At 69.8% G+C, this 20,611-nt stretch carries 20 protein-coding genes; 18 read left to right on the forward strand and 2 right to left on the reverse strand.

What is annotated here, in order from left to right; genetic code table 11:
• Positions 1-329: 329 nt before the first annotated feature.
• Positions 330-908 (forward strand): hypothetical protein, encoded by a 579-nt coding sequence (locus AC07FV_RS22130; protein ID WP_479089058.1) that lies wholly within the window; start codon positions 330-332, stop codon positions 906-908.
• Positions 909-982: 74 nt separating this feature from the next.
• Here AC07FV_RS22130 and AC07FV_RS22135 read toward each other — a convergent pair whose 3' ends face one another.
• Positions 983-1,288: a ferredoxin gene (locus AC07FV_RS22135; RefSeq protein ID WP_383646248.1), complete on the reverse strand. Its 306-nt coding sequence runs from the start codon at positions 1,286-1,288 to the stop codon at positions 983-985.
• Positions 1,289-1,533: 245 nt separating this feature from the next.
• On the opposite strand from AC07FV_RS22135, the gene arc reads away from it, so the two are divergent.
• From arc to prcA, 6 genes are all read left to right on the forward strand, one after another.
• On the forward strand, positions 1,534-3,300 hold the full coding sequence (gene arc / locus AC07FV_RS22140) for a proteasome ATPase (protein ID WP_479089059.1): 1,767 nt from the start codon (positions 1,534-1,536) through the stop codon (positions 3,298-3,300).
• Positions 3,301-3,532: 232 nt separating this feature from the next.
• On the forward strand, positions 3,533-5,044 hold the full coding sequence (gene dop / locus AC07FV_RS22145; RefSeq protein WP_479089060.1) for a depupylase/deamidase Dop: 1,512 nt from the start codon (positions 3,533-3,535) through the stop codon (positions 5,042-5,044).
• A 177-nt stretch (positions 5,045-5,221) separates the two neighbouring features.
• On the forward strand, positions 5,222-5,440 hold the full coding sequence (locus AC07FV_RS22150) for a ubiquitin-like protein Pup (protein ID WP_043374843.1): 219 nt from the start codon (positions 5,222-5,224) through the stop codon (positions 5,438-5,440).
• Between the two features lie 44 nt (positions 5,441-5,484).
• A complete protein-coding gene (locus tag AC07FV_RS22155) occupies positions 5,485-6,078 on the forward strand; it encodes an endonuclease VII domain-containing protein (protein ID WP_479089061.1) in 594 nt (197 codons plus the stop codon).
• Complete coding sequence (gene prcB, locus AC07FV_RS22160) at positions 6,030-6,875, forward strand: proteasome subunit beta (RefSeq protein ID WP_479089062.1); 846 nt, start codon at positions 6,030-6,032, stop codon at positions 6,873-6,875. Before AC07FV_RS22155 ends, prcB begins: the two co-directional genes overlap by 49 nt.
• Before the next feature lie 63 nt (positions 6,876-6,938).
• The gene (prcA, locus tag AC07FV_RS22165; RefSeq protein WP_458417385.1) at positions 6,939-7,700 is read left to right on the forward strand and encodes a proteasome subunit alpha; all 762 of its coding nucleotides are present in this window, start codon (positions 6,939-6,941) and stop codon (positions 7,698-7,700) included.
• 60 nt (positions 7,701-7,760) lie between these two features.
• Here the strand turns inward: prcA and AC07FV_RS22170 are convergent, their stop codons facing one another.
• Positions 7,761-8,780, reverse strand: coding sequence for a LacI family DNA-binding transcriptional regulator (locus tag AC07FV_RS22170; protein WP_479089063.1), 1,020 nt, complete (start codon positions 8,778-8,780; stop codon positions 7,761-7,763).
• Between the two features lie 148 nt (positions 8,781-8,928).
• On the opposite strand from AC07FV_RS22170, the gene AC07FV_RS22175 reads away from it, so the two are divergent.
• From AC07FV_RS22175 to AC07FV_RS22225, 11 genes are all read left to right on the forward strand, one after another.
• The gene (locus AC07FV_RS22175) at positions 8,929-10,188 is read left to right on the forward strand and encodes an MFS transporter (protein WP_479089064.1); all 1,260 of its coding nucleotides are present in this window, start codon (positions 8,929-8,931) and stop codon (positions 10,186-10,188) included.
• Between the two features lie 9 nt (positions 10,189-10,197).
• Complete coding sequence (pafA, locus tag AC07FV_RS22180; RefSeq protein ID WP_052837743.1) at positions 10,198-11,559, forward strand: Pup--protein ligase; 1,362 nt, start codon at positions 10,198-10,200, stop codon at positions 11,557-11,559.
• A 151-nt stretch (positions 11,560-11,710) separates the two neighbouring features.
• Positions 11,711-12,712 carry an FKBP-type peptidyl-prolyl cis-trans isomerase gene (locus AC07FV_RS22185; RefSeq protein ID WP_479089065.1) on the forward strand — a complete coding sequence of 334 codons (1,002 nt, stop codon included), beginning with the start codon at positions 11,711-11,713 and terminating at the stop codon, positions 12,710-12,712.
• A 60-nt stretch (positions 12,713-12,772) separates the two neighbouring features.
• A complete protein-coding gene (locus AC07FV_RS22190) occupies positions 12,773-13,144 on the forward strand; it encodes an FKBP-type peptidyl-prolyl cis-trans isomerase (protein WP_479089066.1) in 372 nt (123 codons plus the stop codon).
• A 137-nt stretch (positions 13,145-13,281) separates the two neighbouring features.
• Positions 13,282-14,259 (forward strand): helix-turn-helix transcriptional regulator, encoded by a 978-nt coding sequence (locus AC07FV_RS22195; RefSeq protein ID WP_458417382.1) that lies wholly within the window; start codon positions 13,282-13,284, stop codon positions 14,257-14,259.
• 18 nt (positions 14,260-14,277) lie between these two features.
• The gene (locus tag AC07FV_RS22200; RefSeq protein WP_479089067.1) at positions 14,278-15,324 is read left to right on the forward strand and encodes a helix-turn-helix transcriptional regulator; all 1,047 of its coding nucleotides are present in this window, start codon (positions 14,278-14,280) and stop codon (positions 15,322-15,324) included.
• Complete coding sequence (locus tag AC07FV_RS22205; protein ID WP_479089068.1) at positions 15,321-15,614, forward strand: hypothetical protein; 294 nt, start codon at positions 15,321-15,323, stop codon at positions 15,612-15,614. The genes AC07FV_RS22200 and AC07FV_RS22205 overlap by 4 nt, the downstream gene beginning before the upstream one ends.
• A 55-nt stretch (positions 15,615-15,669) precedes the next feature.
• Complete coding sequence (locus tag AC07FV_RS22210) at positions 15,670-15,864, forward strand: hypothetical protein (protein ID WP_383646218.1); 195 nt, start codon at positions 15,670-15,672, stop codon at positions 15,862-15,864.
• Between the two features lie 278 nt (positions 15,865-16,142).
• Positions 16,143-16,430, forward strand: coding sequence for a Sec-independent protein translocase subunit TatA (gene tatA / locus AC07FV_RS22215; RefSeq protein ID WP_356605909.1), 288 nt, complete (start codon positions 16,143-16,145; stop codon positions 16,428-16,430).
• A 47-nt stretch (positions 16,431-16,477) separates the two neighbouring features.
• Positions 16,478-17,431: a twin-arginine translocase subunit TatC gene (gene tatC, locus AC07FV_RS22220; RefSeq protein WP_383646215.1), complete on the forward strand. Its 954-nt coding sequence runs from the start codon at positions 16,478-16,480 to the stop codon at positions 17,429-17,431.
• 91 nt (positions 17,432-17,522) lie between these two features.
• A complete protein-coding gene (locus AC07FV_RS22225) occupies positions 17,523-20,375 on the forward strand; it encodes a DEAD/DEAH box helicase (protein WP_479089069.1) in 2,853 nt (950 codons plus the stop codon).
• Positions 20,376-20,611: the final 236 nt, after the last annotated feature.

Raw genomic sequence — 20,611 nt, forward strand, 5'->3', positions numbered from 1 at the left:
TCAGGGGTAGCCCCCCCCCCCCCACTCCCCCCCCCCCCCCCCCCCCCCCCCCCCACCCCCCCCCCATCTGTTGGTGCCCTCCCCCCCCCCCCTCCCCCCCCCCCCCCCCGGCGCCGTCGTCTTGGCCCACCGAGGCGACGCGAACGGGGGCCGGGGCCACGCGGCACGGGACGCACGAAACCCACCGCCGCGCCGGTGGACCGAACCGGACAGGACCCGCGGAACAGCGCAACCCCACCCGGTACCCACCCCACCGTTCCCCCGCACTGTGACGTGTGGCACGATGCTGGCCACACCCGCCGGTACAGCCCTCACAGGAGACACTCCTCGTGCAGCACCCCGCCGTTCCGGACCTGTCGCACACGCACACCCGCCCCATCCACTGGGTCGCCACCGCCACGGCCCTCGCCGGGGTGGTCGCCCTGTCCTCGGTCCTGCAACCCGACGCCGCGACCGCGGCACAGACCGCCGTGCCCGAGAAGAAGAACGCGCCGGCCCACAGCACGCCCCCCGACCCGGCCGCCGTCGCCTTCCCCCTGGAGTGCGGACCGGTCAAGGCGGTGGTGCAGAAGAAGGCCTCCGGCGACCTCGACGGCGACGGCCGACCGGAGACGGTGACCGTCGTCCACTGCGACGCGCCCATGGGCACCCCGCCCGACGGGGTGTACGTCGTCACGCCCGGCGCCGACGACGGCCCGCCCCGCGTCGTCGCCACCCTCGTCGACCCCGGGGACCGACGGACGGTCACCGACTTCACGGTGCGCGCCGGTGTCGTCCGCGCCACGCTCCTCGGCTACTCCTCGGCCGACGTGCCCAGTTGCTGCCCCGACGTCACGCAGGACGTGAAGTGGCAGTGGAAGAACGGCACGTTCGTCCGCGACACGCCGTCCCAGGCGCGCACCGTCTGACCGGCGACCCCGCGACGCAGGGTGCGCCCCGACCGTCGCCGGTCACGCAGCGTGCAGAACGAGTAACGGTTCGGTCACTCTGTGTCTGGGCCGTAGACCTCGACCCTGTCCGAAACGCGACGCACATGGATGCACTCGCCCGGACACTCCTTCACGGAGTCGACCACGTCGGTGAGAAGCGGCAACGGCACGGGCGTTGTCGCCCCCTCGGCCTGGAGAAGCTCGTCGTCCGCGCCCTTGACGTAGGCCAGACCATCGATGTCCAGCTCGAACACCTCGGGCGCGTACTGCGCGCAGATGCCGTCACCGGTACACAGATCCTGGTCGATCCAGACCTCGAGCGCCTCGCCGTGGACTCCGGCCTCCTGCTGCACGCTCATCTCTCCTGCCGTTTGCTGCGTCGAGCCCTTCGGGAATCCGGCCAGCTCTGACGGGTGTTGAACGCTTCGACCCTACCTCCGGCTGGGTTCCATTCACGTTCGGTGGGTATTCCCCTGGCGTGAGGGAGAGCGCAAGGGTGAAGATCGGACACACCCCGACAGTCTTTGTGATCTAGGGGTTTCAATCGACACCCACCCAGGTAGGGTCTGGAAGCGTCCAGCTCCCCTTGGAGGAGGTGAGGACCGTGGCAGCCCACGACGACGACATGAACCGCGGCATCCGCCCGGGACGCGGGTCCGAGGACCCGGCCGGGCAGGTGGCCTACCTTGAGCAGGAGATCGCCGTCCTGCGACGCAAGCTCGCCGAATCTCCGCGGCACACGAGGATCCTCGAAGAGCGGATCGTCGAACTGCAGACCAATCTGGCCGGCGTGTCCGCCCAGAACGAGCGACTCGCCGGTACGCTCCGCGAGGCCCGCGACCAGATCGTGGCCCTCAAGGAGGAGGTCGACCGGCTGGCCCAGCCACCGGCGGGCTTCGGCGTCTTCCTGCAGGCCAACGAGGACGGCACCGCCGACATCTTCACCGGCGGCCGCAAACTCCGGGTGAACGTCAGCCCGAGCGTCGAGCTCGAGGAGCTCCGACGCGGCCAGGAAGTGATGCTCAACGAAGCTCTCAACGTGGTCGAGGCCATGGAGTACGAGAGCGTCGGTGACATCGTCACCCTCAAGGAGATCCTCGAGGACGGCGAGCGGGCCCTCGTGCTCGGTCACACCGACGAGGAGAGGGTGGTGCGGCTCGCCGAGCCGCTGCGGGGCATCACCATCCGCCCCGGCGACGCCCTCCTGCTCGAACCCCGCTCCGGCTACGTCTACGAGGTCGTGCCCAAGAGCGAGGTCGAGGAACTCGTCCTCGAAGAAGTCCCCGACATCGGCTACGAGCAGATCGGCGGCCTCGGCGGACAGATCGAGATGATCCGCGACGCCGTCGAGCTCCCCTACCTCTACCCCGACCTCTTCAAGGAGCACGAGCTGCGCCCGCCCAAGGGCGTCCTGCTCTACGGGCCCCCCGGATGCGGCAAGACACTCATCGCCAAGGCGGTCGCCAACTCACTGGCCAAGAAGGTCGCCGAGGTGACCGGCCAGGCCGCCGGCAAGAGCTTCTTCCTCAACATCAAGGGCCCGGAGCTTCTCAACAAGTACGTCGGTGAGACCGAGCGGCAGATCCGCCTGGTCTTCCAACGGGCCCGTGAGAAGGCCAGCGAGGGCACCCCCGTCATCGTCTTCTTCGACGAGATGGAGTCCCTCTTCCGCACCCGCGGCTCCGGTGTCAGCTCGGACGTGGAGAACACCATCGTCCCGCAGCTGCTGGCCGAGATCGACGGTGTGGAAGGCCTGCAGAACGTGGTCGTGATCGGAGCCTCCAACCGCGAGGACATGATCGACCCCGCCATCCTGCGGCCCGGCCGGCTCGACGTGAAGATCAAGATCGAACGTCCGGACGCCGAGGCGGCCAAGGACATCTTCGGCAAGTACCTCACCGAGCGCCTCCCGCTCCACGTCGACGACCTCTCGGAACACGAGAAGGACAAGGCGGCCACCGTCCAGAGCATGATCCAGACGGCGGTGGAACACATGTACACCGAATCCGAGGAGAACCGCTTCCTGGAAGTCACCTACGCCAACGGTGACAAGGAAGTCCTCTACTTCAAGGACTTCAATTCCGGCGCCATGATCGAGAACATCGTGGGCCGTGCCAAGAAGATGGCGATCAAGGACTTCCTCGACAAGAACCAGAAGGGCCTCCGCGTCTCCCACCTCCTCCAGGCCTGCGTGGACGAGTTCAAGGAGAACGAGGACCTGCCCAACACCACCAACCCGGACGACTGGGCCCGCATCTCCGGAAAGAAGGGCGAGCGGATCGTGTACATCCGTACGCTCGTCACCGGAAAGCAGGGCGCGGACACCGGACGCTCCATCGACACGGTGGCGAACACCGGTCAATACCTCTAAAAGGCGGGGCGGCTGCGGGTGCCCTCACCGGGTACCCGCAGCCGACTGTTTTCCGGAGCCCCGACTGGAGCAAGGCAATGCCGCAAATGATCTCCCCACCAGCGCAAAGGCGTTCTAGGCTCTTCCGTACCGCCGAGTCGCGCAGTGCGGGGACGGGCACCGCACACGCATCGGAGCGCCAGCGGTACGCGAGCGGCACCCAGGACGGGCGCCGCCGGGCAAGGAGGGCCGCATGACCGTACGGCGAGTAATGGGCATCGAGACGGAGTACGGGATCTCCGTCCCCGGCCACCCGAACGCCAATGCCATGCTCACCTCGTCCCAGATCGTCAACGCCTACGCGGCGGCGATGCACCGGGCCCGCCGGGCCCGCTGGGACTTCGAGGAGGAGAACCCGCTGCGGGACGCGCGAGGCTTCGACCTCGCCCGCGAGGCCGCCGACTCCAGCCAGCTCACCGACGAGGACATCGGCCTGGCCAACGTCATCCTCACCAACGGGGCACGGCTCTACGTCGACCACGCCCACCCCGAGTACAGCGCTCCGGAGGTCACCAACCCGCGCGACGCCGTGCTGTGGGACAAGGCCGGCGAGCGGATCATGGCCGAGGCCGCCGAGCGCGCGGCCCAGCTTCCCGGCGCACAACCGATCCACCTCTACAAGAACAACACCGACAACAAGGGCGCCTCCTACGGCACGCACGAGAACTACCTGATGAAGCGGGAGACCGCCTTCTCGGACATCGTGCGCCACCTGACGCCCTTCTTCGTCTCCCGCCAGGTCTTCACCGGAGCCGGCCGCGTCGGCATCGGCCAGGACGGGCACGAGCACGGCTTCCAGCTCAGTCAGCGCGCGGACTACTTCGAGGTCGAGGTCGGCCTGGAGACGACGCTGAAGCGGCCCATCATCAACACCCGCGACGAGCCGCACGCGGACGCCGAGAAGTACCGGCGCCTCCATGTGATCATCGGCGACGCGAACCTGTCGGAGATCTCGACCTATCTGAAGCTGGGCACGACCGCGCTCGTGCTCTCGATGATCGAGGACGGCTTCATCGCCGTCGACCTGGCCGTCGACCAGCCGGTGCGGACGCTGCACCAGGTCTCGCACGACCCGACGCTGAAGCGCCTGGTCACGCTGCGCAGCGGCCGGACGCTGACCGCGGTCCAGCTCCAGATGGAGTACTACGAGCTGGCCCGCAAGTACGTCGAGGATCGCTACGGCGCGGATGCCGACGACCAGACCAAGGACGTCCTGGGCCGCTGGGAGGACACCCTCAACCGGCTCGAGAACAACCCGATGAGCCTGGCCGGCGAACTGGACTGGGTCGCCAAGCGCGAGCTCATGGAGGGCTACCGGCGCCGCGACGACCTGGACTGGGACGCGGCCCGCCTGCACCTCGTGGACCTCCAGTACGCCGACGTACGGCCCGACAAGGGTCTCTACAACCGCCTGGTGGACCGCGGGCGCATCAAGCGGCTGCTGGACGAGTCGGAGGTCGAGCGGGCCCGTACGAAGCCGCCGGAGGACACGCGCGCCTACTTCCGCGGACGCTGCCTGGAGCAGTACGCGGACGACGTCGCGGCGGCTTCCTGGGACTCGGTGATCTTCGATCTGCCGGGCCGGGACTCGCTCCAGCGGGTGCCAACCCTGGAACCGCTTCGCGGAACGCGTAATCACGTCAAGGAGCTCCTGGACCGCTGCCGGACCGCGGAAGACCTGGTCAAGGTCCTGGCCGGCCAATAGGCGCGGCGAGCGGGTACACGGAGGAGACCGCCGGGCAGGGTGGAAAGCCACCCGGTCCGGGAACCATCGAGATGGCCCCCGTTCGTTGGAGAAACGCGGGGCCGATGTCGGACCCGGCTTGTAGGGTCTGATCTTGACCGAGCAACTGTGTCGGGCGAACCGAGCGGGGTGAGGGTTATGGCGACCAAGGACACCGGCGGCGGGCAGCAGAAGGCCACGCGTTCCACCGAGGAGGTCGAGGAGCAGGCGCAGGACGCGCAGGCATCGGAGGACCTCAAGGAACGCCAGGAAAAGCTGAACGACGATGTGGACTCCGTCCTCGACGAAATCGATGATGTACTCGAAGAGAATGCTGAGGATTTCGTGAGGTCGTTCGTGCAGAAGGGTGGGGAATGAGGTGATTTCACCTTCGAAGTGAAGGTGAAATCGGGGGCGGATGAGTGATTGAAGAAGTGGCGGTGAAGCGCTGCTCGCGGTGTAAGCAACACTTGCCGCGGGCGGCGTTCGCCAGCAACAAGTCCGTGTTCGATGGTCTCCAGGCGTACTGCCGAGAGTGCTCCGCCGAGTACTACCGGCGGCGTCAGGAGGCCAAGGGCAAGAAGGTGCGCGTCAAGGTTCCCGTCCCCCCGGGGCACAAGCGATGTCCGCAGTGCAGCGAGATAAAGCCGCACGCCGAGTGGGAGCGAAACAAGACCACCTCCGACGGTTGGTCGAGTTACTGCCGTGAGTGTCGTGCGGAACGCAACCGGGCGAGCTACTTCAAGCGCAAGTACAACCTCACCGAAGCTGAGCGCGATCAGTTGGTCGCCGACCAGGGCGGCGTCTGCTGCATATGTCTTGCGGCTCCCGCCGCACATGTGGATCACTGCCACGAGACGGGTAGGGTCCGTGGCGTACTGTGCTTCAGCTGCAACGCAGCGCTGGGGCAGTTCAAGGATCGGCCCGATGCCATAAGGCGGGCTGCCGCTTACGTGGAAGGAATCGCGTGGAAGCCAACACTCGTAGCACCGGGCGTCTACCAGCTGCCTTCCTGACGCCCGGATCCGCCTCCTTCATGGATTTCCTCGGTGAGCACCAGCCGGAGCTGCTCCCGGGCAACCGGCAGCTGCCGCCGGTGCAGGGGGTCGTCGAGGCGCCGCACGGCACGACGATCGTGGCGGTGACGTTCCCGGGCGGTGTCGTCCTGGCCGGTGACCGCCGGGCCACGATGGGCAACATGATCGCCCAGCGCGACATCGAGAAGGTCTTCCCGGCCGACGAGTACTCCGCGGTGGGTATCGCGGGTACGGCGGGTCTGGCGGTGGAGATGGTGAAGCTGTTCCAGCTGGAGCTGGAGCACTTCGAGAAGGTCGAGGGTGCGCAGCTGTCGCTGGAGGGCAAGGCGAACCGGCTGTCCACGATGATCCGCTCGAACCTGGGCATGGCGATGCAGGGGCTGGCGGTGGTGCCGCTGTTCGCCGGGTACGACGTGGACCGCGGCCGGGGGCGCATCTTCTCGTACGACGTGACGGGTGGGCGTTCCGAGGAGCAGAGCTACGCGACCACCGGGTCGGGGTCGATCTTCGCCCGAGGGGCGATGAAGAAGCTGTTCCGTGAGGACCTGACCGAGGAGCAGGCCACCACTCTCGTGGTCCAGGCGCTGTACGACGCGGCAGACGACGACTCGGCGACCGGTGGTCCCGATGTCGCCCGCCGGATCTACCCGATCATCACTGTGATCACCGAGGACGGTTTCCGCCGGCTCGGCGACGACGAGGCCGCGGAGCTGGCCCGGTCGGTGCTGGAGCGGCGGCTGGAGCAGCCCGACGGTCCGCGGGCCGCGCTGCTGTAGCGGGCGCGGTCGGTCGTGTTGTCAGGTGGTGCGGTGACTTCTTCAGAAAGGGATGGATAACCGGTGTCGACGCCGTTCTATGTCTCACCCCAGCAGGCGATGGCCGACCGGGCGGAGTACGCCCGCAAGGGCATCGCCCGTGGTCGCAGCCTGGTCGTGCTGCAGTACGCCGACGGCATCGTGTTCGTCGGCGAGAACCCGTCCCGTGCGCTGCACAAGTTCAGCGAGATCTACGACCGGATCGGTTTCGCGGCCGCCGGCAAGTACAACGAGTACGAGAACCTGCGGATCGGCGGCGTGCGCTATGCCGATCTGCGCGGTTACACGTACGACCGCGATGACGTGACGGCACGGGGCCTGGCCAACGTGTACGCCCAGACGCTGGGCACCATCTTCTCCAGCCAGGCGGAGAAGCCGTACGAGGTGGAGTTGGTGGTCGCGGAGGTCGGCGAGAGTGCCGACGGCGATCAGATCTACCGGCTGCCGCACGACGGCTCGATCGTGGACGAGCACGGCTCGGTCGCGGTCGGTGGCAACGCCGAGCAGATCAGTGGCTACCTGGATCAGCGGCACCGTGATGACATGACGCTGGCCGAGGCGCTGAAGCTCGCGGTCCAGGCGCTGTCCCGGGACACCAATGGCAGCGAGCGGGAGATCCCGGCGGAGCGGCTGGAGGTGGCGGTGCTGGACCGTACCCGTCCGCAGAAGCGGAAGTTCAAGCGCATCGTGGGCGGTCAGCTCTCGCGGCTGCTGGATGCGGGGGCGGGTGCCGAGGACCTGGCTCTGCCGGACGAGGACGAGAGCGGGGACGAGGGCGAGAAGTAGCGGGCTGCCGCTGCGCGAGACCTTTCGAGCGGCGCCGGGTGCCATGGGCCCCGGCGCCGCTCAGTTCTTCTCCGGTGGCGGTGCCGTGGAGCCCCGTACCACCAGGTGCACCGGGATGTCCCCCTCCTCGGGGGTGTGGCCTTCCATCACCGCCAGCAGGGCCCGCATTCCGCGCTCGCCGAACAGCTCGGCGTCCAGGCGGACGGTGGTCAGCTCGGGGTCGACGGCGGTGGCCAGGCCGAGGTCGTCCAGGCCGGTGATCGAGAGGTCGTCGGGGACGCGTAGTCCGGCACGCCGGGCTGCCTTGTAGGCGCCGACGGCCAGTTTGTCGTCGTCGCAGACGAGCGCCGTGGGCCGGGGGCCCGGCGTCGTCAGAGCGGCCTGCGTGGCGGCCAGGGCGCCCTCGATGGAGATGGGGGCGTGCGCGGTGCGGAGTTCGGTGCCGGTGACGGTGGACAGGCGTGCGGCCAGTTCCCGGGCGCGGATCTCGAAGGTCCAGGACGGTACGTCGGCCGCCAGGTGGAGGAAGCGGCGGTGCCCGAGGGACACCAGGTGTTCGGTGACCTGGCGGATGCCGTCGGCGATGTCCAGGTTGACGGTCGCGGCCCCCAGGCTGCCCTGCGGGTCGCTGTCCAGCATCACCAGCGGCAGTTGGTCGCCGCGGATCGCGGTGAGCGCGTCGGCCGCCATGGACGAGGCGATGACGCCGTCCAGGGCCGCCGGGGCGGAGGCGAAGGGGTCCCTGGCCGGGCCCACGCCTTCGGGGGAGGGGTAGAGCACCACGCCGAAGCCGTGTTCGGCGGCGACCCGTGCGGCGCCCGTGTAGACCTCCGCGAAGAACTCCGTGGTGAGTGCGGGGACGACCAGGAGGACGGTGCGGGTGCGGCCGAGGCGGAGGTTGCGGGCGGCGAGGTTGGGGCGGTAGCCCAGTTCGGCGGCGGCCTCGCGGACGCGCTGGGCGGTGGGTTCGGAGACGCGGCCGCGCCACTTGTCGCCGAGCACCAGGGAGACCGCGGCCTGGGAGACGCCCGCGGCCTGGGCGACGTCCCGGCTGGTCGGGCGGGTGCTGCCTCGTGCCACCGTGCGCCTGCGCTTTCGTGTGGACTGGTTCGTCTGGACTTGTTCGTCTGGACTCGTGGACAGGCGACATGGTACGTATGGCACAGGTAGTTATACGTAAAACCTGCTTGGGGCAGGGCCTCGCGGGTTCCTGGGAAGGGGGGCGGCCGTGGTCGCCGGTTACCTGGACATCCTCCGGGCGCGGCACGCCGTGCGGCTGCTCGTCGGCACGCTGGTGGGGCGGCTGCCCAACGCCACCGCGGCGATCGCGATCGTGCTGTTCGTGCGGGCCGAGGGCGGCACGTACAGCCTCGCGGGAGCACTGGCCGCCGTGTACGGGGTGGCCAACGCCGTCGGCCAGCCCGTGCTGGGGCGGCTGGTGGACCTGCACGGGCAGCCGCGGGTGCAGTTGCCGGCCGCCGTGGTCTCGGGTCTCGCCATGGGGGTGTTCGCCTTCGTCGGTACCGGGACGGCCTGGCTCGCCTGTGCGGCGGTCGGGGTGTCGGGGCTGTTCACACCGCCGCTGGAGGGCGGGCTGCGGGCGCTGTGGCCCAGCGTGCTCGGCAAGGAGGGCCAGGTGCACACGGCGTACGCCATGGACGCCATCGCGCAGGAGGTCATGTTCACCGTCGGGCCGCTGCTGGTGACGGTGTGCGTGTCGCTGTGGTCGCCGCTGGTGGCCCTGCTCGTGCTGAACGCGGTGGGTGTGCTCGGCGCGCTGTCCGTGGTGGTCTCGCCGCCTTCGCGCGCGTGGCGGTCGGCGCCGCGCGAGGCGCACTGGCTGGGCGCGTTGCGCTCGTCCGGGTTGCTGGCGCTGCTGGGTGCCTTCCTGTTCGTCGGGATGGCGCTGGGGTCCATCACGGTGGCTTCGGTGTCCTATGCGGACACGCACGGCGGGGACGCGGTCTACGGCTGGCTGATGGCCGCGCTGGGGCTCGGCGCGCTCGTGGGCGGGGCGGTGTACGGGGCCCGGCAGTGGACCGGTGACCCGGCGCGGCGACTGCGGGTGCTGGTGGCGCTGCTGGCGGTGTGTTACCTGCCGCTGCTGCTGATGCCCGGCGCGGTCGCCATGGTGCTGCTCACGGTGGTCGCCGGTGTCTTCCTCGCGCCGTGCATCGCCTGCGCGTTCGTCCTGGTCGACCGGCACGCGCCGCGGGGCACGGTGACGGAGGCCTTCTCCTGGCTGGTGACGACCTTCACCGTGGGCGCGTCGGTGGGGACGGGCCTCGCGGGGCCGGTGGTCGAGCACGGCGGGGCGGTGTGGGGCTTCGCCCTGCCCGGGGCGGCCGGGGTCGTCTCGCTGCTCGTCCTGGCGTGCACCGGGCGGGTCCTCGCAGTTCCCGCCCGGCAGGCGGTGGTTGCGGCTTCATCGGAAAATGATCCAAACCGTGCCGTCGAACCCCGTTTCAGTTCGGGTCATCAGGCGTAATGTTCAGTCATGGACCGCCGCATTTTCGGGCTGGAGAACGAGTACGGCGTCACGTGCACGTTCAGGGGACAGCGCCGCCTGTCGCCTGACGAGGTGGCGCGGTACCTCTTCCGCCGTGTCGTGTCATGGGGCCGCAGCAGCAATGTCTTCCTGCGCAACGGCGCCCGCCTCTATCTCGACGTGGGATCGCATCCGGAATACGCCACACCCGAATGTGACAACGTGATCGAGCTCGTCACCCACGACAAAGCGGGCGAGCGCATTCTCGAAGGACTCCTGGTGGACGCCGAACGACGCCTGCACGAGGAGGGAATCGCGGGCGACGTCTACCTCTTCAAGAACAACACCGACTCCGCGGGAAACTCCTACGGATGCCACGAGAACTACCTGGTGGCCCGGCACGGGGAGTTTTCCCGCCTCGCGGACATCCTCATTCCGTTCCTGGTGACCAGGCAGCTGCTGTGCGGGGCCGGCAAGGTGCTGCAGACGCCGCGCGGTGCGGTGTACTGCGTCAGCCAGCGGGCCGAGCACATCTGGGAGGGCGTCTCCTCCGCGACCACCCGCTCCCGTCCGATCATCAACACCCGCGACGAGCCGCACGCGGACGCCGAGCGCTACCGGCGGCTGCACGTCATCGTGGGTGACTCCAACATGTCCGAGACGACCATGCTGCTCAAGGTCGGCGCCACCGACCTGGTGCTGCGCATGATCGAGGCGGGCACGGTGATGCGCGACCTGACCCTGGAGAACCCGATCCGGGCGATCCGCGAGGTCAGCCATGACATCACCGGCCGGCGCAAGGTGCGCCTGGCCAGCGGCCGGGAGGCGTCGGCGCTGGAGGTGCAGCGGGAGTACTACGAGAAGGCCGTGGACTTCTGCGAGCGCCGCGGCATCCGGACCGGCACCGTCGAGCGGGTGCTGGAGCTGTGGGGCCGCACGCTGGACGCGATCGAGGCCGAGGACCTCGACCGCATCGGCACCGAGATCGACTGGGTCATGAAGTACAAGCTCCTGGAGCGGTACCGGGCCAAGCACAACATGACCATGTCGCACCCCCGGGTGGCGCAGATAGACCTCGCCTACCACGACATCCACCGGCGTCGTGGGCTGTACTACCTGCTCGAGAAGAAGGGCCAGGCGGCCCGGGTCGCCAACGACTTGAAGATCTTCGAGGGCAAGTCGGTCCCGCCGCAGACCACTCGGGCCCGGCTGCGCGGCGACTTCATCCGGCGGGCCCAGGAGCAGCGCCGGGACTTCACCGTCGACTGGGTCCACCTCAAGCTCAACGACCAGGCGCAGCGCACCGTGTTGTGCAAGGACCCGTTCCGCTCCGTGGACGACCGGGTGGAGAAGCTGATCGCCGGGATGTAGGCCGGACGAGGGCGAGGCGGGCACCCCGCGGGAGCCAGCGGAACGCCACACGGGCACCGTACGTTAACCGTACGGTGCCCTTCTCGCGTCGTAGAGTTGCGCGCACCCCGTCCCGCAGGATCGACCCGACACCGATTACGAGGCCCCCACCGTGCGCCGACGCTCACTCCTCATCGCCGTCCCCGCCGGACTGGTCACACTCGCCGCGTGCGGCGACGACGACTCCGGTTCGAGCAGCACCGGCGAGAGCGCCTCGCCCGAGGCCTCGGGCACGTCGGCACCACCGTCCCCGAAGATCGTCGACGGCCCGCTGCCGGCGATCACCGCGGGCACGAAGTTCGGCGAGAAGCCGATCGTGGCCAAGGGCAGCGGCGACCCCTCCAAGGACCTCGCGGTGAAGACCGTCATCGCCGGCGGCGGCAAGGCGGTCGCCGAGAACGACTTCGTGATCGCCAACTACCTCGGCCAGATCTGGAGCAGCGCCAAGGTCTTCGACAACTCCTACGACCGCAAGACGCCGCTGGTCATCCAGCTCGCCCAGGGCAGCATCATCGAGGGCTGGCGGTACGCGCTCGCGGGCCGGAAGACCGGCAGCCGGGTCCAGTTCTCCGTGCCCCCCACCTGGGGTTACGGCCAGCAGGGCAACGAGGAGGCGGGCATCAAGGGCACCGACACCCTGGTGTTCGTGGTCGACGTCCAGGACACCTTCAACGCCAACAGCTCCGCCAAGGGCGAGAAGGTCCCCCAGGACGACGCGGCCCTGCCCCAGGTGGGCACCAACACCGACGGCAAGGCGCCCTCGATCGAGGTGCCCAAGGCCGACGCGCCGAAGAAGCTCGTGGCCGAGTACGTCCTGGAGGGCGACGGACCCGAGGTCGGCGCCCAGGACAGTGTGCTCGTGCAGTACAAGGGTGTGGTGTGGGACGGCGGCAAGGAGTTCGACTCCACGTACGCCAGGAAGCAGCTGACGTCGTTCTCGCTCCAGCAGGTCGTCAAGGGCTGGTCGCAGGGTCTGACCGGCAAGAAGGTCGGCAGCCGCGTTCTCATCGTCATCCCGCCGGACCTGGGGTACGGCGACAACCCGCCGCAGGGCAGCGGCATCGAGAAGGACTCCACGCTGGTCTTCTCCGTCGACATCCTGGCGAAGATGTGACCCCTCGGTGATGTAAGACTTGGCCCGTTGCCTTTCCGTACACAAGCAGGAGCTGAACACGTGAGCATCGACAAGCCCGAGGTCGACTTCCCGGGCGGCGAGCCGCCGGCGGACCTCGAGATCAAGGACATCTGGGAGGGCGACGGCCCGGTGGCCGAGGCCGGTCAGACCGTGACCGTCCACTACGTGGGCGTGACCTTCAGCACGGGCGAGGAGTTCGACGCCAGCTGGAACCGCGGTGCGCCGTTCCGCTTCCCGCTCGGCGGCGGCCGTGTCATCGCGGGCTGGGACAAGGGCGTGCAGGGCATGAAGGTCGGCGGGCGCCGCCAGCTGACCATCCCGGCGCACCTCGCCTACGGCGACCAGAGCCCGACCCCGGCGATCCCGCCCGGCTCGACGCTGATCTTCGTGGTCGATCTGCTCGGAGTCTGATCCACGTCCGAACGGACGGTGATCAGAGCCGGTCATCAAGGGTCCATGCCTGCTCGGGCATGGGCCCTCGGCTTTTGCCGCGCCGCTCCGGGGCGGTACGGTCATCCGTCGTAAGCACCATAGGGAGAAGGGCGTCGATGGCCATTGCCAAGGCCGAGCGGCTGATGAACCTGGCGCTGTGTCTGCTCGGGACGCGGCGGCCCCTCAGCAAGCGTGAGCTGCGTGACTCCATCGAGGCTTACGTCGAGGCGTCCCGGTCGGGCCAGGGCACGGCGGGTTCCGACGACTCCTTCAACCGCATGTTCGAGCGGGACAAGGACGACCTGCGGGAGCTGGGGCTCGTCATCGAGACCGTCGAGAGCCTCGACGGCGAGGTCGGCTATCTGGCCCGCCGCGACAGCAACCGCCTGCCGCCCATCACCCTGGACGCCGAGGAGGCCGCCGCGCTCGGTCTGGCCGCCAAGGTGTGGCAGCAGGCCAGGCTGGCCGGCGCCGCGAGCGGCGCGTTGCAGAAGCTGCGCGCGGCCGGGCTGCCCGAGGACGTCGACCCGTACGAGGCGCACAGCGCGCTGGAGCCGCGCATCCCGGTGCACGAGGCCGCCTTCGAGCCGCTGATGCTGGCCTGTCGGGACCGCCGTCCGGTCGTCTTCGACTACCGCAAGGCCAACGCGGCCCAGCCCGAGGTCCGGCACGTGGAGCCCTGGGCGCTGGAGTGCTGGCGCGGTCACTGGTATCTGGCCGGGTTCGACAGCGACCGCGGCGCCGAGCGGGTCTTCCGGCTGTCCCGGATCACCGGCAAGGTCCGTTCGCGCGGCGCGCGGTTCACCGCCCCCGTGCCCGACGTCGTCACCGTCCGGGAGACGGTCGCGAGCTGGGCGGGGGAGACCGCCGACCGCTCCGCGCGGATCCGGCTGCGCGCGGGCGCGGGCTACCCCCTTCGGGCGAAGGCCACGGCGGTGCGGGAACTCGGCGACGGCTGGGACGAGTTGGAGATCCCGTACGGGCACGGTCTGGACGCCTGGCTGGTGGAGTTCGGGCCGGACGTGGTGGTGCTGGAGCCCGCGGAGTTGCGCGCGGACGTGGTGGACCGGCTGCGTGCCGTGGCCAAGGGCTGAGGGGGAGCGGACAACACAGTGGCAGGCAAACCGGTCAGGCCCGTGAACGCCATCGACCAGACCCGACGGATGCTGTCTTTGGTGACGTATCTGCGGGAGCGCCCCGGCGCCCGCGTCGAGGACGTCGCGCGCGCCTTCGGCATCACCGAGGACGAGCTGGTCTCCGACCTCGACGTGCTGCCCATGTGCGGCACCAGTTTCCGCGGCGGTGACCTGCTGGACATCGACACCGACGGCGAGCGCATCTGGTGGCACAACCCCGCCGCCCTCGGGGCGGACGCCGCCGAGCCGCTGCGGCTGGCCGCGGACGAGGCCACCGCGCTGCTCGTCGCGGCCCGGGCGGTGACGACCCTGCCCGGCCTGCGCGAGAGCGACCGGCAGGCGCTGCTGCGGGCGACCGCCAAGGTGGAGACCTCGGCCGGTGAGGCCGCGGGCGCCAGCTCGCGGCTGTCCGTCACCTTCGAGTCCGAGGGTGGTGTCTTCGCCGACGTGGACCGGGCGATCTCCGAGCGCCGCCGGTTGTGGATCCGCTACTACTCACCGGCGCGCGACGAGCTGACCGAGCGTGAGATCGACCCGATCCGGCTGGTCAGTGTGGGGCACACCTACGTGGAGGCCTGGTGCCGCCGGTCCGAGGCCCGGCGTACCTTCCGGCTCGACCGGGTCGCCGAGATCCGCATCCTGGACGAGCCGTCCGCGCCGCCCGAGGTGGAGCTGCGGGACCTCTCCGAAGGCCTGGTGCAGCCCGCCGCGGAGGACCCGGAGGTCGTGGTGGAGGTCGGCCCCGGCGGGCGCTGGGTCGCCGAGTACTACCCCCACGACAGTGCGGAGGAGCTGGCCGACGGCGGACTGCGCATCACCCTGCGCACCCCCGACCCGGCGTCCCTGCGGCGGCTGGCGCTGCGGCTCGGGCGCGAGGGGCGGATCGTCTCCCCGCCCGAGCTGGCCGACAGTGCCCGGCGGGTGGCCCGCGAGGCGCTGGCGGCGTACGACGGGATCGAGGCGGCCGGGGTGCACGACGGACCGGGGGCCGGGGACCACGACAGGCAGGAGCGAGCGCTGTGAGCGAGTCCGCTGGGCCGGCGGTGCCGGGTATCACGGCGGCGTCCGCCTTCGCCGGTATGCGGCGGGTGTCCCCGGTCGTGTTCAAGGCGGGCTGCCCCGACTGCCGCGGCCGTTTCGAACTCGCCGCGAGCGCCCTGCGCCTCGCCATCGGCGCCACGAGCCGCACCACCTTCTACTCGTTCACGTGCCCCGAGTGCGGCTCCTCGGTCCGCAAGCCGGCGGGGGAGCGGGTCGTGGAACTGCTGACGGGCGGCGGGGTCAGGACCCTGCGACTGCATCCCAGGGTCTAGCGGCTCCGGTACCGGCGTTTCGGGACCCGAGGCGCGACGGTCTAGGCTCGACTCCATGTTCTGGCCGATGTTCGCGGTTGCCGTGGGTTTCCTGGGTCTCGCCGTTCTCGCGGTGCTCGCCGTGCAGGTGTTCGTGGAGGCGGAGCGCCTGGGACGGCAGGTGACCGACTCGGCCCGCCGGATCGGACGGGCCGCCGACGACCTGGAGCGCGCGACCGAGAGTGCCGCCCGCGCCGTGGACGCGCTGTGAGGCGCTGAGCGCCGGCGAGGACCCGCGGGGGTGGCCGGACGGACGCGTGCGCGTCGCGTTTCGGGGCACTTCGCCCTGTCACCCCACAGGTACCGGGAGGTACGCTGCTGGTCGCGGTCCGGAAAACGAGGCCCGGCCGCGGACGGGAGTACGCACGGGGATTGCCTCACGTTTACCCCGGAGCGTTACGATCGCTGCACAAGGCGATCGATCGGACGTATGTCCGACCGGTCGGACAGCACCCCCACCCAGCCGCCTCGGTGAGAAGGTAAAGACTTATGTTCGGAAGGCTCGGCGCCCCCGAGATCATTCTCATCCTCGTCGTCATCATCCTGCTGTTCGGCGCGAAGAAGCTTCCGGACATGGCGCGGTCGCTCGGCAAGTCGGCGCGCATCCTCAAGAGCGAGGCCAAGGCGATGAAGAGCGAGGGCAAGTCCGACGACGCCGCCCCCGCCGACCCGCCCACCCCCGAGCAGGCCGCGGCACAGCGCACCATCCAGGCCGCCCCCGGCGACGTGACCAGCTCCCGGCCGGTCACCGAGCCGACGGACACGACCAAGCGCTGACACAGGGCCGGTGACCTCCGGCCCGCCGCACGAGATGGGATCGTGGGTTGCTGAAGTCTGCCCGCACCACCAAGGAGAGGGACCCCGAGGGGCGGATGCCCCTCGCGGAGCACCTTCGTGAGCTCCGCAACCGGCTCGCGAAGGCGCTGCTGGCCATCGTCGCCGTCACCGTCGTCGCCGCCTTCTTCTACAACGACATCATCAACTTCTTCACCGACCCGGTCCTCGACTCGGTCGGCTGCACGAAGACCTTCGAAGAGCTGGCCAGGTCGTCGGCCGACTCCGAGCCGTGCGCGCAGATCACCATCAACGGTCTGCTGGGCCCCTTCACACTGGCGCTGAAGGTGTCCCTGATGGCCGGCGTCGTCCTGGCCTCGCCGGTCTGGCTCTACCAGCTCTGGGCGTTCGTCGCCCCGGGCCTGCACAGGAGCGAGAAGAAGTACGCCTACGCCTTCGTGGCCACGGGCGCCCCGCTCTTCCTCTTCGGCGCCTACTTCGCCTACGTGGTGCTGCCCACCACCGCGAAGGTGCTGATCGAGTTCACGCCGTTCGGTGTCGACAACCTCCTCCCGCTGGACGACCTGCTCGACCTCGTCACGCGCATGGTGGTCGTCTTCGGCCTCTCCTTCGAGCTGCCGCTGCTGCTGGTGATGCTCAACTTCACCGGCGTGCTGACCGGCAAGCGCATGGTCGGCTGGTGGCGCGGCATGATCATGGGCATCACGCTGTTCGCCGCCATCGCCACGCCCAGCACGGACCCGCTGACCATGATCGCGCTGGCCGGGCCGATCTGGGTCCTGTACTTCGTCGCGGTCGCCGTCTCGCTGCTGAACGACCGCCGCAGGGCCCGCCGCGAGGCGCTGGAGCCCGACGACGACGAGGCCTCCGAGCTGGACCTCACCCCCGAGGCGATCGGTGAGATCGAGCCCGTGACCACGGCCCGCGCACTGCCCGAGCAGACGACGAAGGACCGGGTCAACGGCTACGACGACGTGACCTGAGGCACACCGGGGCGGTGACGGCGCGCGTCGCCGCCCCGCGGCACGGCCTGCGGAATCTCCCCCGGAACCCCTCACAGGACCGATCCCGATAATGATCGTCCTGTTGTCAGTGCGGCCCGGTACGCTCGAAAGCACGATGACAGAGGATCTCTCTCCGGCCGAGCGGTATGCGGCAGCCCGTCAGCGGGCCGCCGAGCAGGCCACCGCGCTCGCTGCTTTCCGCGAGATGTACGACTTCGGCCTCGACCCCTTCCAGATCGAGGCCTGCCAGGCGCTCGAGGCGGGCAAGGGCGTGCTGGTGGCCGCGCCCACCGGCTCCGGCAAGACGATCGTCGGCGAGTTCGCCGTCCACCTCGCCCTGGAGCAGGGCAAGAAGTGCTTCTACACGACACCCATCAAGGCCCTGTCGAACCAGAAGTACGCCGACCTGTGCCGCCGCTACGGAGCGGACCGCGTGGGCCTGCTCACCGGCGACAACAGCGTGAACTCCGACGCCCCGGTCGTCGTGATGACCACCGAGGTCCTGCGGAACATGCTGTACGCCGGTTCCCAGACCCTCCTCGGTCTCGGGTACGTGGTCATGGACGAGGTGCACTACCTCTCCGACCGCTTCCGCGGCGCCGTGTGGGAGGAAGTGATCATCCACCTCCCCGAATCCGTGACCCTGGTGTCCCTGTCGGCGACCGTGTCGAACGCGGAGGAGTTCGGCGACTGGCTCGACACCGTGCGCGGCGACACCCAGGTGATCGTCTCCGAGCACCGGCCCGTGCCGCTGTTCCAGCACGTGCTCGCCGGCCGCCGGATGTACGACCTGTTCGAGGAGGGCGAGGGCCGCAAGAGGGCCGTCAACCCCGACCTCACGCGGATGGCGCGTCTGGAGGCGAGCCGCCCGTCCTACCAGGACCGCAGGCGCGGCCGCGCCATGAAGGAGGCCGACCGGGAGCGCGAGCGCCGGCAGCGCTCCCGCATCTGGACGCCGAGCCGGCCGGAGGTCATCGAGCGGCTCGACGCCGAGGGGCTGCTGCCCGCGATCACCTTCATCTTCAGCCGCGCCGCCTGCGAGGCCGCCGTCCAGCAGTGCCTCTTCGCGGGGCTGCGGCTCAACGACGAGGACGCCCGGGAGCGGGTCCGTTCCCTCGTCGAGGAGCGCACGTCCTCCATCCCGGCCGAGGACCTGCACGTCCTGGGGTACTACGAGTGGCTGGAGGGCCTGGAGCGGGGCATCGCGGCCCATCACGCGGGCATGCTGCCGACCTTCAAGGAGGTCGTCGAGGAGCTGTTCGTCCGAGGTCTGGTGAAGGCCGTCTTCGCCACCGAGACCCTCGCCCTCGGCATCAACATGCCCGCCCGTTCGGTGGTGCTCGAGAAGCTCGTCAAGTGGAACGGCGAGCAGCACGCCGACATCACCCCCGGCGAGTACACGCAGCTCACCGGCCGGGCCGGGCGGCGCGGCATCGACGTCGAGGGCCACGCCGTCGTGCTGTGGCAGCGCGGCATGAACCCCGAGCACCTCGCCGGACTGGCCGGTACCCGCACGTACCCGCTGCGCTCCAGCTTCAGGCCGTCGTACAACATGGCGGTCAACCTCGTCGAGCAGTTCGGCCGGCACCGCTCCCGGGAGCTGCTGGAGACGTCCTTCGCGCAGTTCCAGGCGGACAAGTCGGTCGTCGGCATCTCCCGGCAGGTGCAGCGCAACGAGGAGGGACTCGACGGCTACAAGGCCTCCATGACCTGCCATCTCGGCGACTTCGAGGAGTACGCGCGGCTGCGCCGGGAGCTGAAGGACCGGGAGAACGAGCTGGCCCGGCAGGGTGCCAACGAGCGGCGCGCCGAGGCCGCCGTCGCGCTGGAGAAGCTCAAGCCCGGCGACGTCATCCACGTCCCCACCGGCAAGTACGCGGGCCTCGCCCTGGTGCTGGACCCCGGGCTGCCCGCCGGGCGGTCCAACGGCCACCGCGGCTTCGAGCACCACGACGGGCCCCGCCCGCTGGTGCTGACGGCGGAGCGCCAGGTCAAGCGGCTGGCGTCGATGGACTTCCCGGTGCCGGTCGAGGCCCTGGAGCGGATGCGCATCCCGAAGTCCTTCAACCCGCGCTCGCCGCAGTCCCGTCGCGACCTCGCCTCCGCGCTGCGCACCAAGGCCGGGCACATCCCGCCGGAGCGCGCCCGCAAGAAGCGCGCCCAGGCAGCCGACGACCGGGAGATCGCCCAGCTGCGCAAGGCGATCCGCGCCCACCCCTGCCACGGCTGCGACGACCGCGAGGACCACGCCCGCTGGGCCGAGCGCTACCACCGGCTGATGCGTGACACCTCGCAGCTGGAGCGCCGCATCGAGGGCCGGACGAACACCATCGCCCGCACCTTCGACCGGATCGTGGCGCTGCTGACGGAGATGGACTACCTGCGCGGCGACGAGGTCACCGAGCACGGCAAGCGCCTCGCCCGGCTCTACGGCGAGCTGGACCTGCTCGCGAGCGAGTGCCTGCGCGAGGGCGTCTGGGAGGGGCTCTCTCCGGCCGAGCTGGCCGCCTGCGTCTCCGCGCTGGTCTACGAGTCGCGGGCCGCCGACGACGCCACGGCTCCGAAGCTGCCCTCCGGCAAGGCCAAGGCCGCGCTCGGCGAGACCGTCCGCATCTGGGGTCGCCTGGACGCCCTGGAGGAGGACTTCCGGATCAGCCAGACCGAGGGCGTCGGCCAGCGCGAGCCCGACCTCGGCTTCGCCTGGGCCGCGTACATGTGGGCGTCCGGCAAGGGCCTGGACGAGGTGCTGCGCGAGGCGGAGATGCCCGCCGGTGACTTCGTCCGCTGGTGCAAGCAGGTCATCGACGTCCTCGGCCAGATCTCGGCCGCCGCGCCCCGGGAGGGCTCGACGGTGCCGAAGAACGCGCGCAAGGCGGTCGACGAACTGCTGCGCGGGGTGGTCGCCTACTCGTCCGTGGGCTGACCGAAGCGCCGAAGCGCATCCGAGGCCCGGCGGTTCTCCGCCGGGCCTCTTCGCGTCCCGGGCAAGGCCCCGCGACACCTCTTTCACCTGTCACGGTGAGTCGCCTTCGCACACCGGGAGGGCATTACTCCATGTGTTCGAATGATGTCGGGGCGTGTAAATGGGTCCGAGGCTACTCCAGCTCCGGTGCCCGTTTCAGGTGCTTGCTGAATATGACACGGCGATGATCCCCCCGG

The organism is Streptomyces sp. NPDC045956 (assembly GCF_056430705.1).

Bases quoted from the DNA above. Each gene is read 5' to 3' on its own strand.
- AC07FV_RS22135 (WP_383646248.1), bottom strand. From the start codon at position 1,288: ATGAGCGTGCAGCAGGAGGCCGGAGTCCACGGCGAGGCGCTCGAGGTC.
- dop (WP_479089060.1), top strand. From the start codon at position 3,533: ATGACCGTACGGCGAGTAATGGGCATCGAGACGGAGTACGGGATCTCC.
- AC07FV_RS22150 (WP_043374843.1), top strand. From the start codon at position 5,222: ATGGCGACCAAGGACACCGGCGGCGGGCAGCAGAAGGCCACGCGTTCC.
- pafA (WP_052837743.1), top strand. From the start codon at position 10,198: ATGGACCGCCGCATTTTCGGGCTGGAGAACGAGTACGGCGTCACGTGC.
- AC07FV_RS22195 (WP_458417382.1), top strand. From the start codon at position 13,282: ATGGCCATTGCCAAGGCCGAGCGGCTGATGAACCTGGCGCTGTGTCTG.
- AC07FV_RS22210 (WP_383646218.1), top strand. From the start codon at position 15,670: ATGTTCTGGCCGATGTTCGCGGTTGCCGTGGGTTTCCTGGGTCTCGCC.
- tatA (WP_356605909.1), top strand. From the start codon at position 16,143: ATGTTCGGAAGGCTCGGCGCCCCCGAGATCATTCTCATCCTCGTCGTC.
- AC07FV_RS22225 (WP_479089069.1), top strand. From the start codon at position 17,523: ATGATCGTCCTGTTGTCAGTGCGGCCCGGTACGCTCGAAAGCACGATG.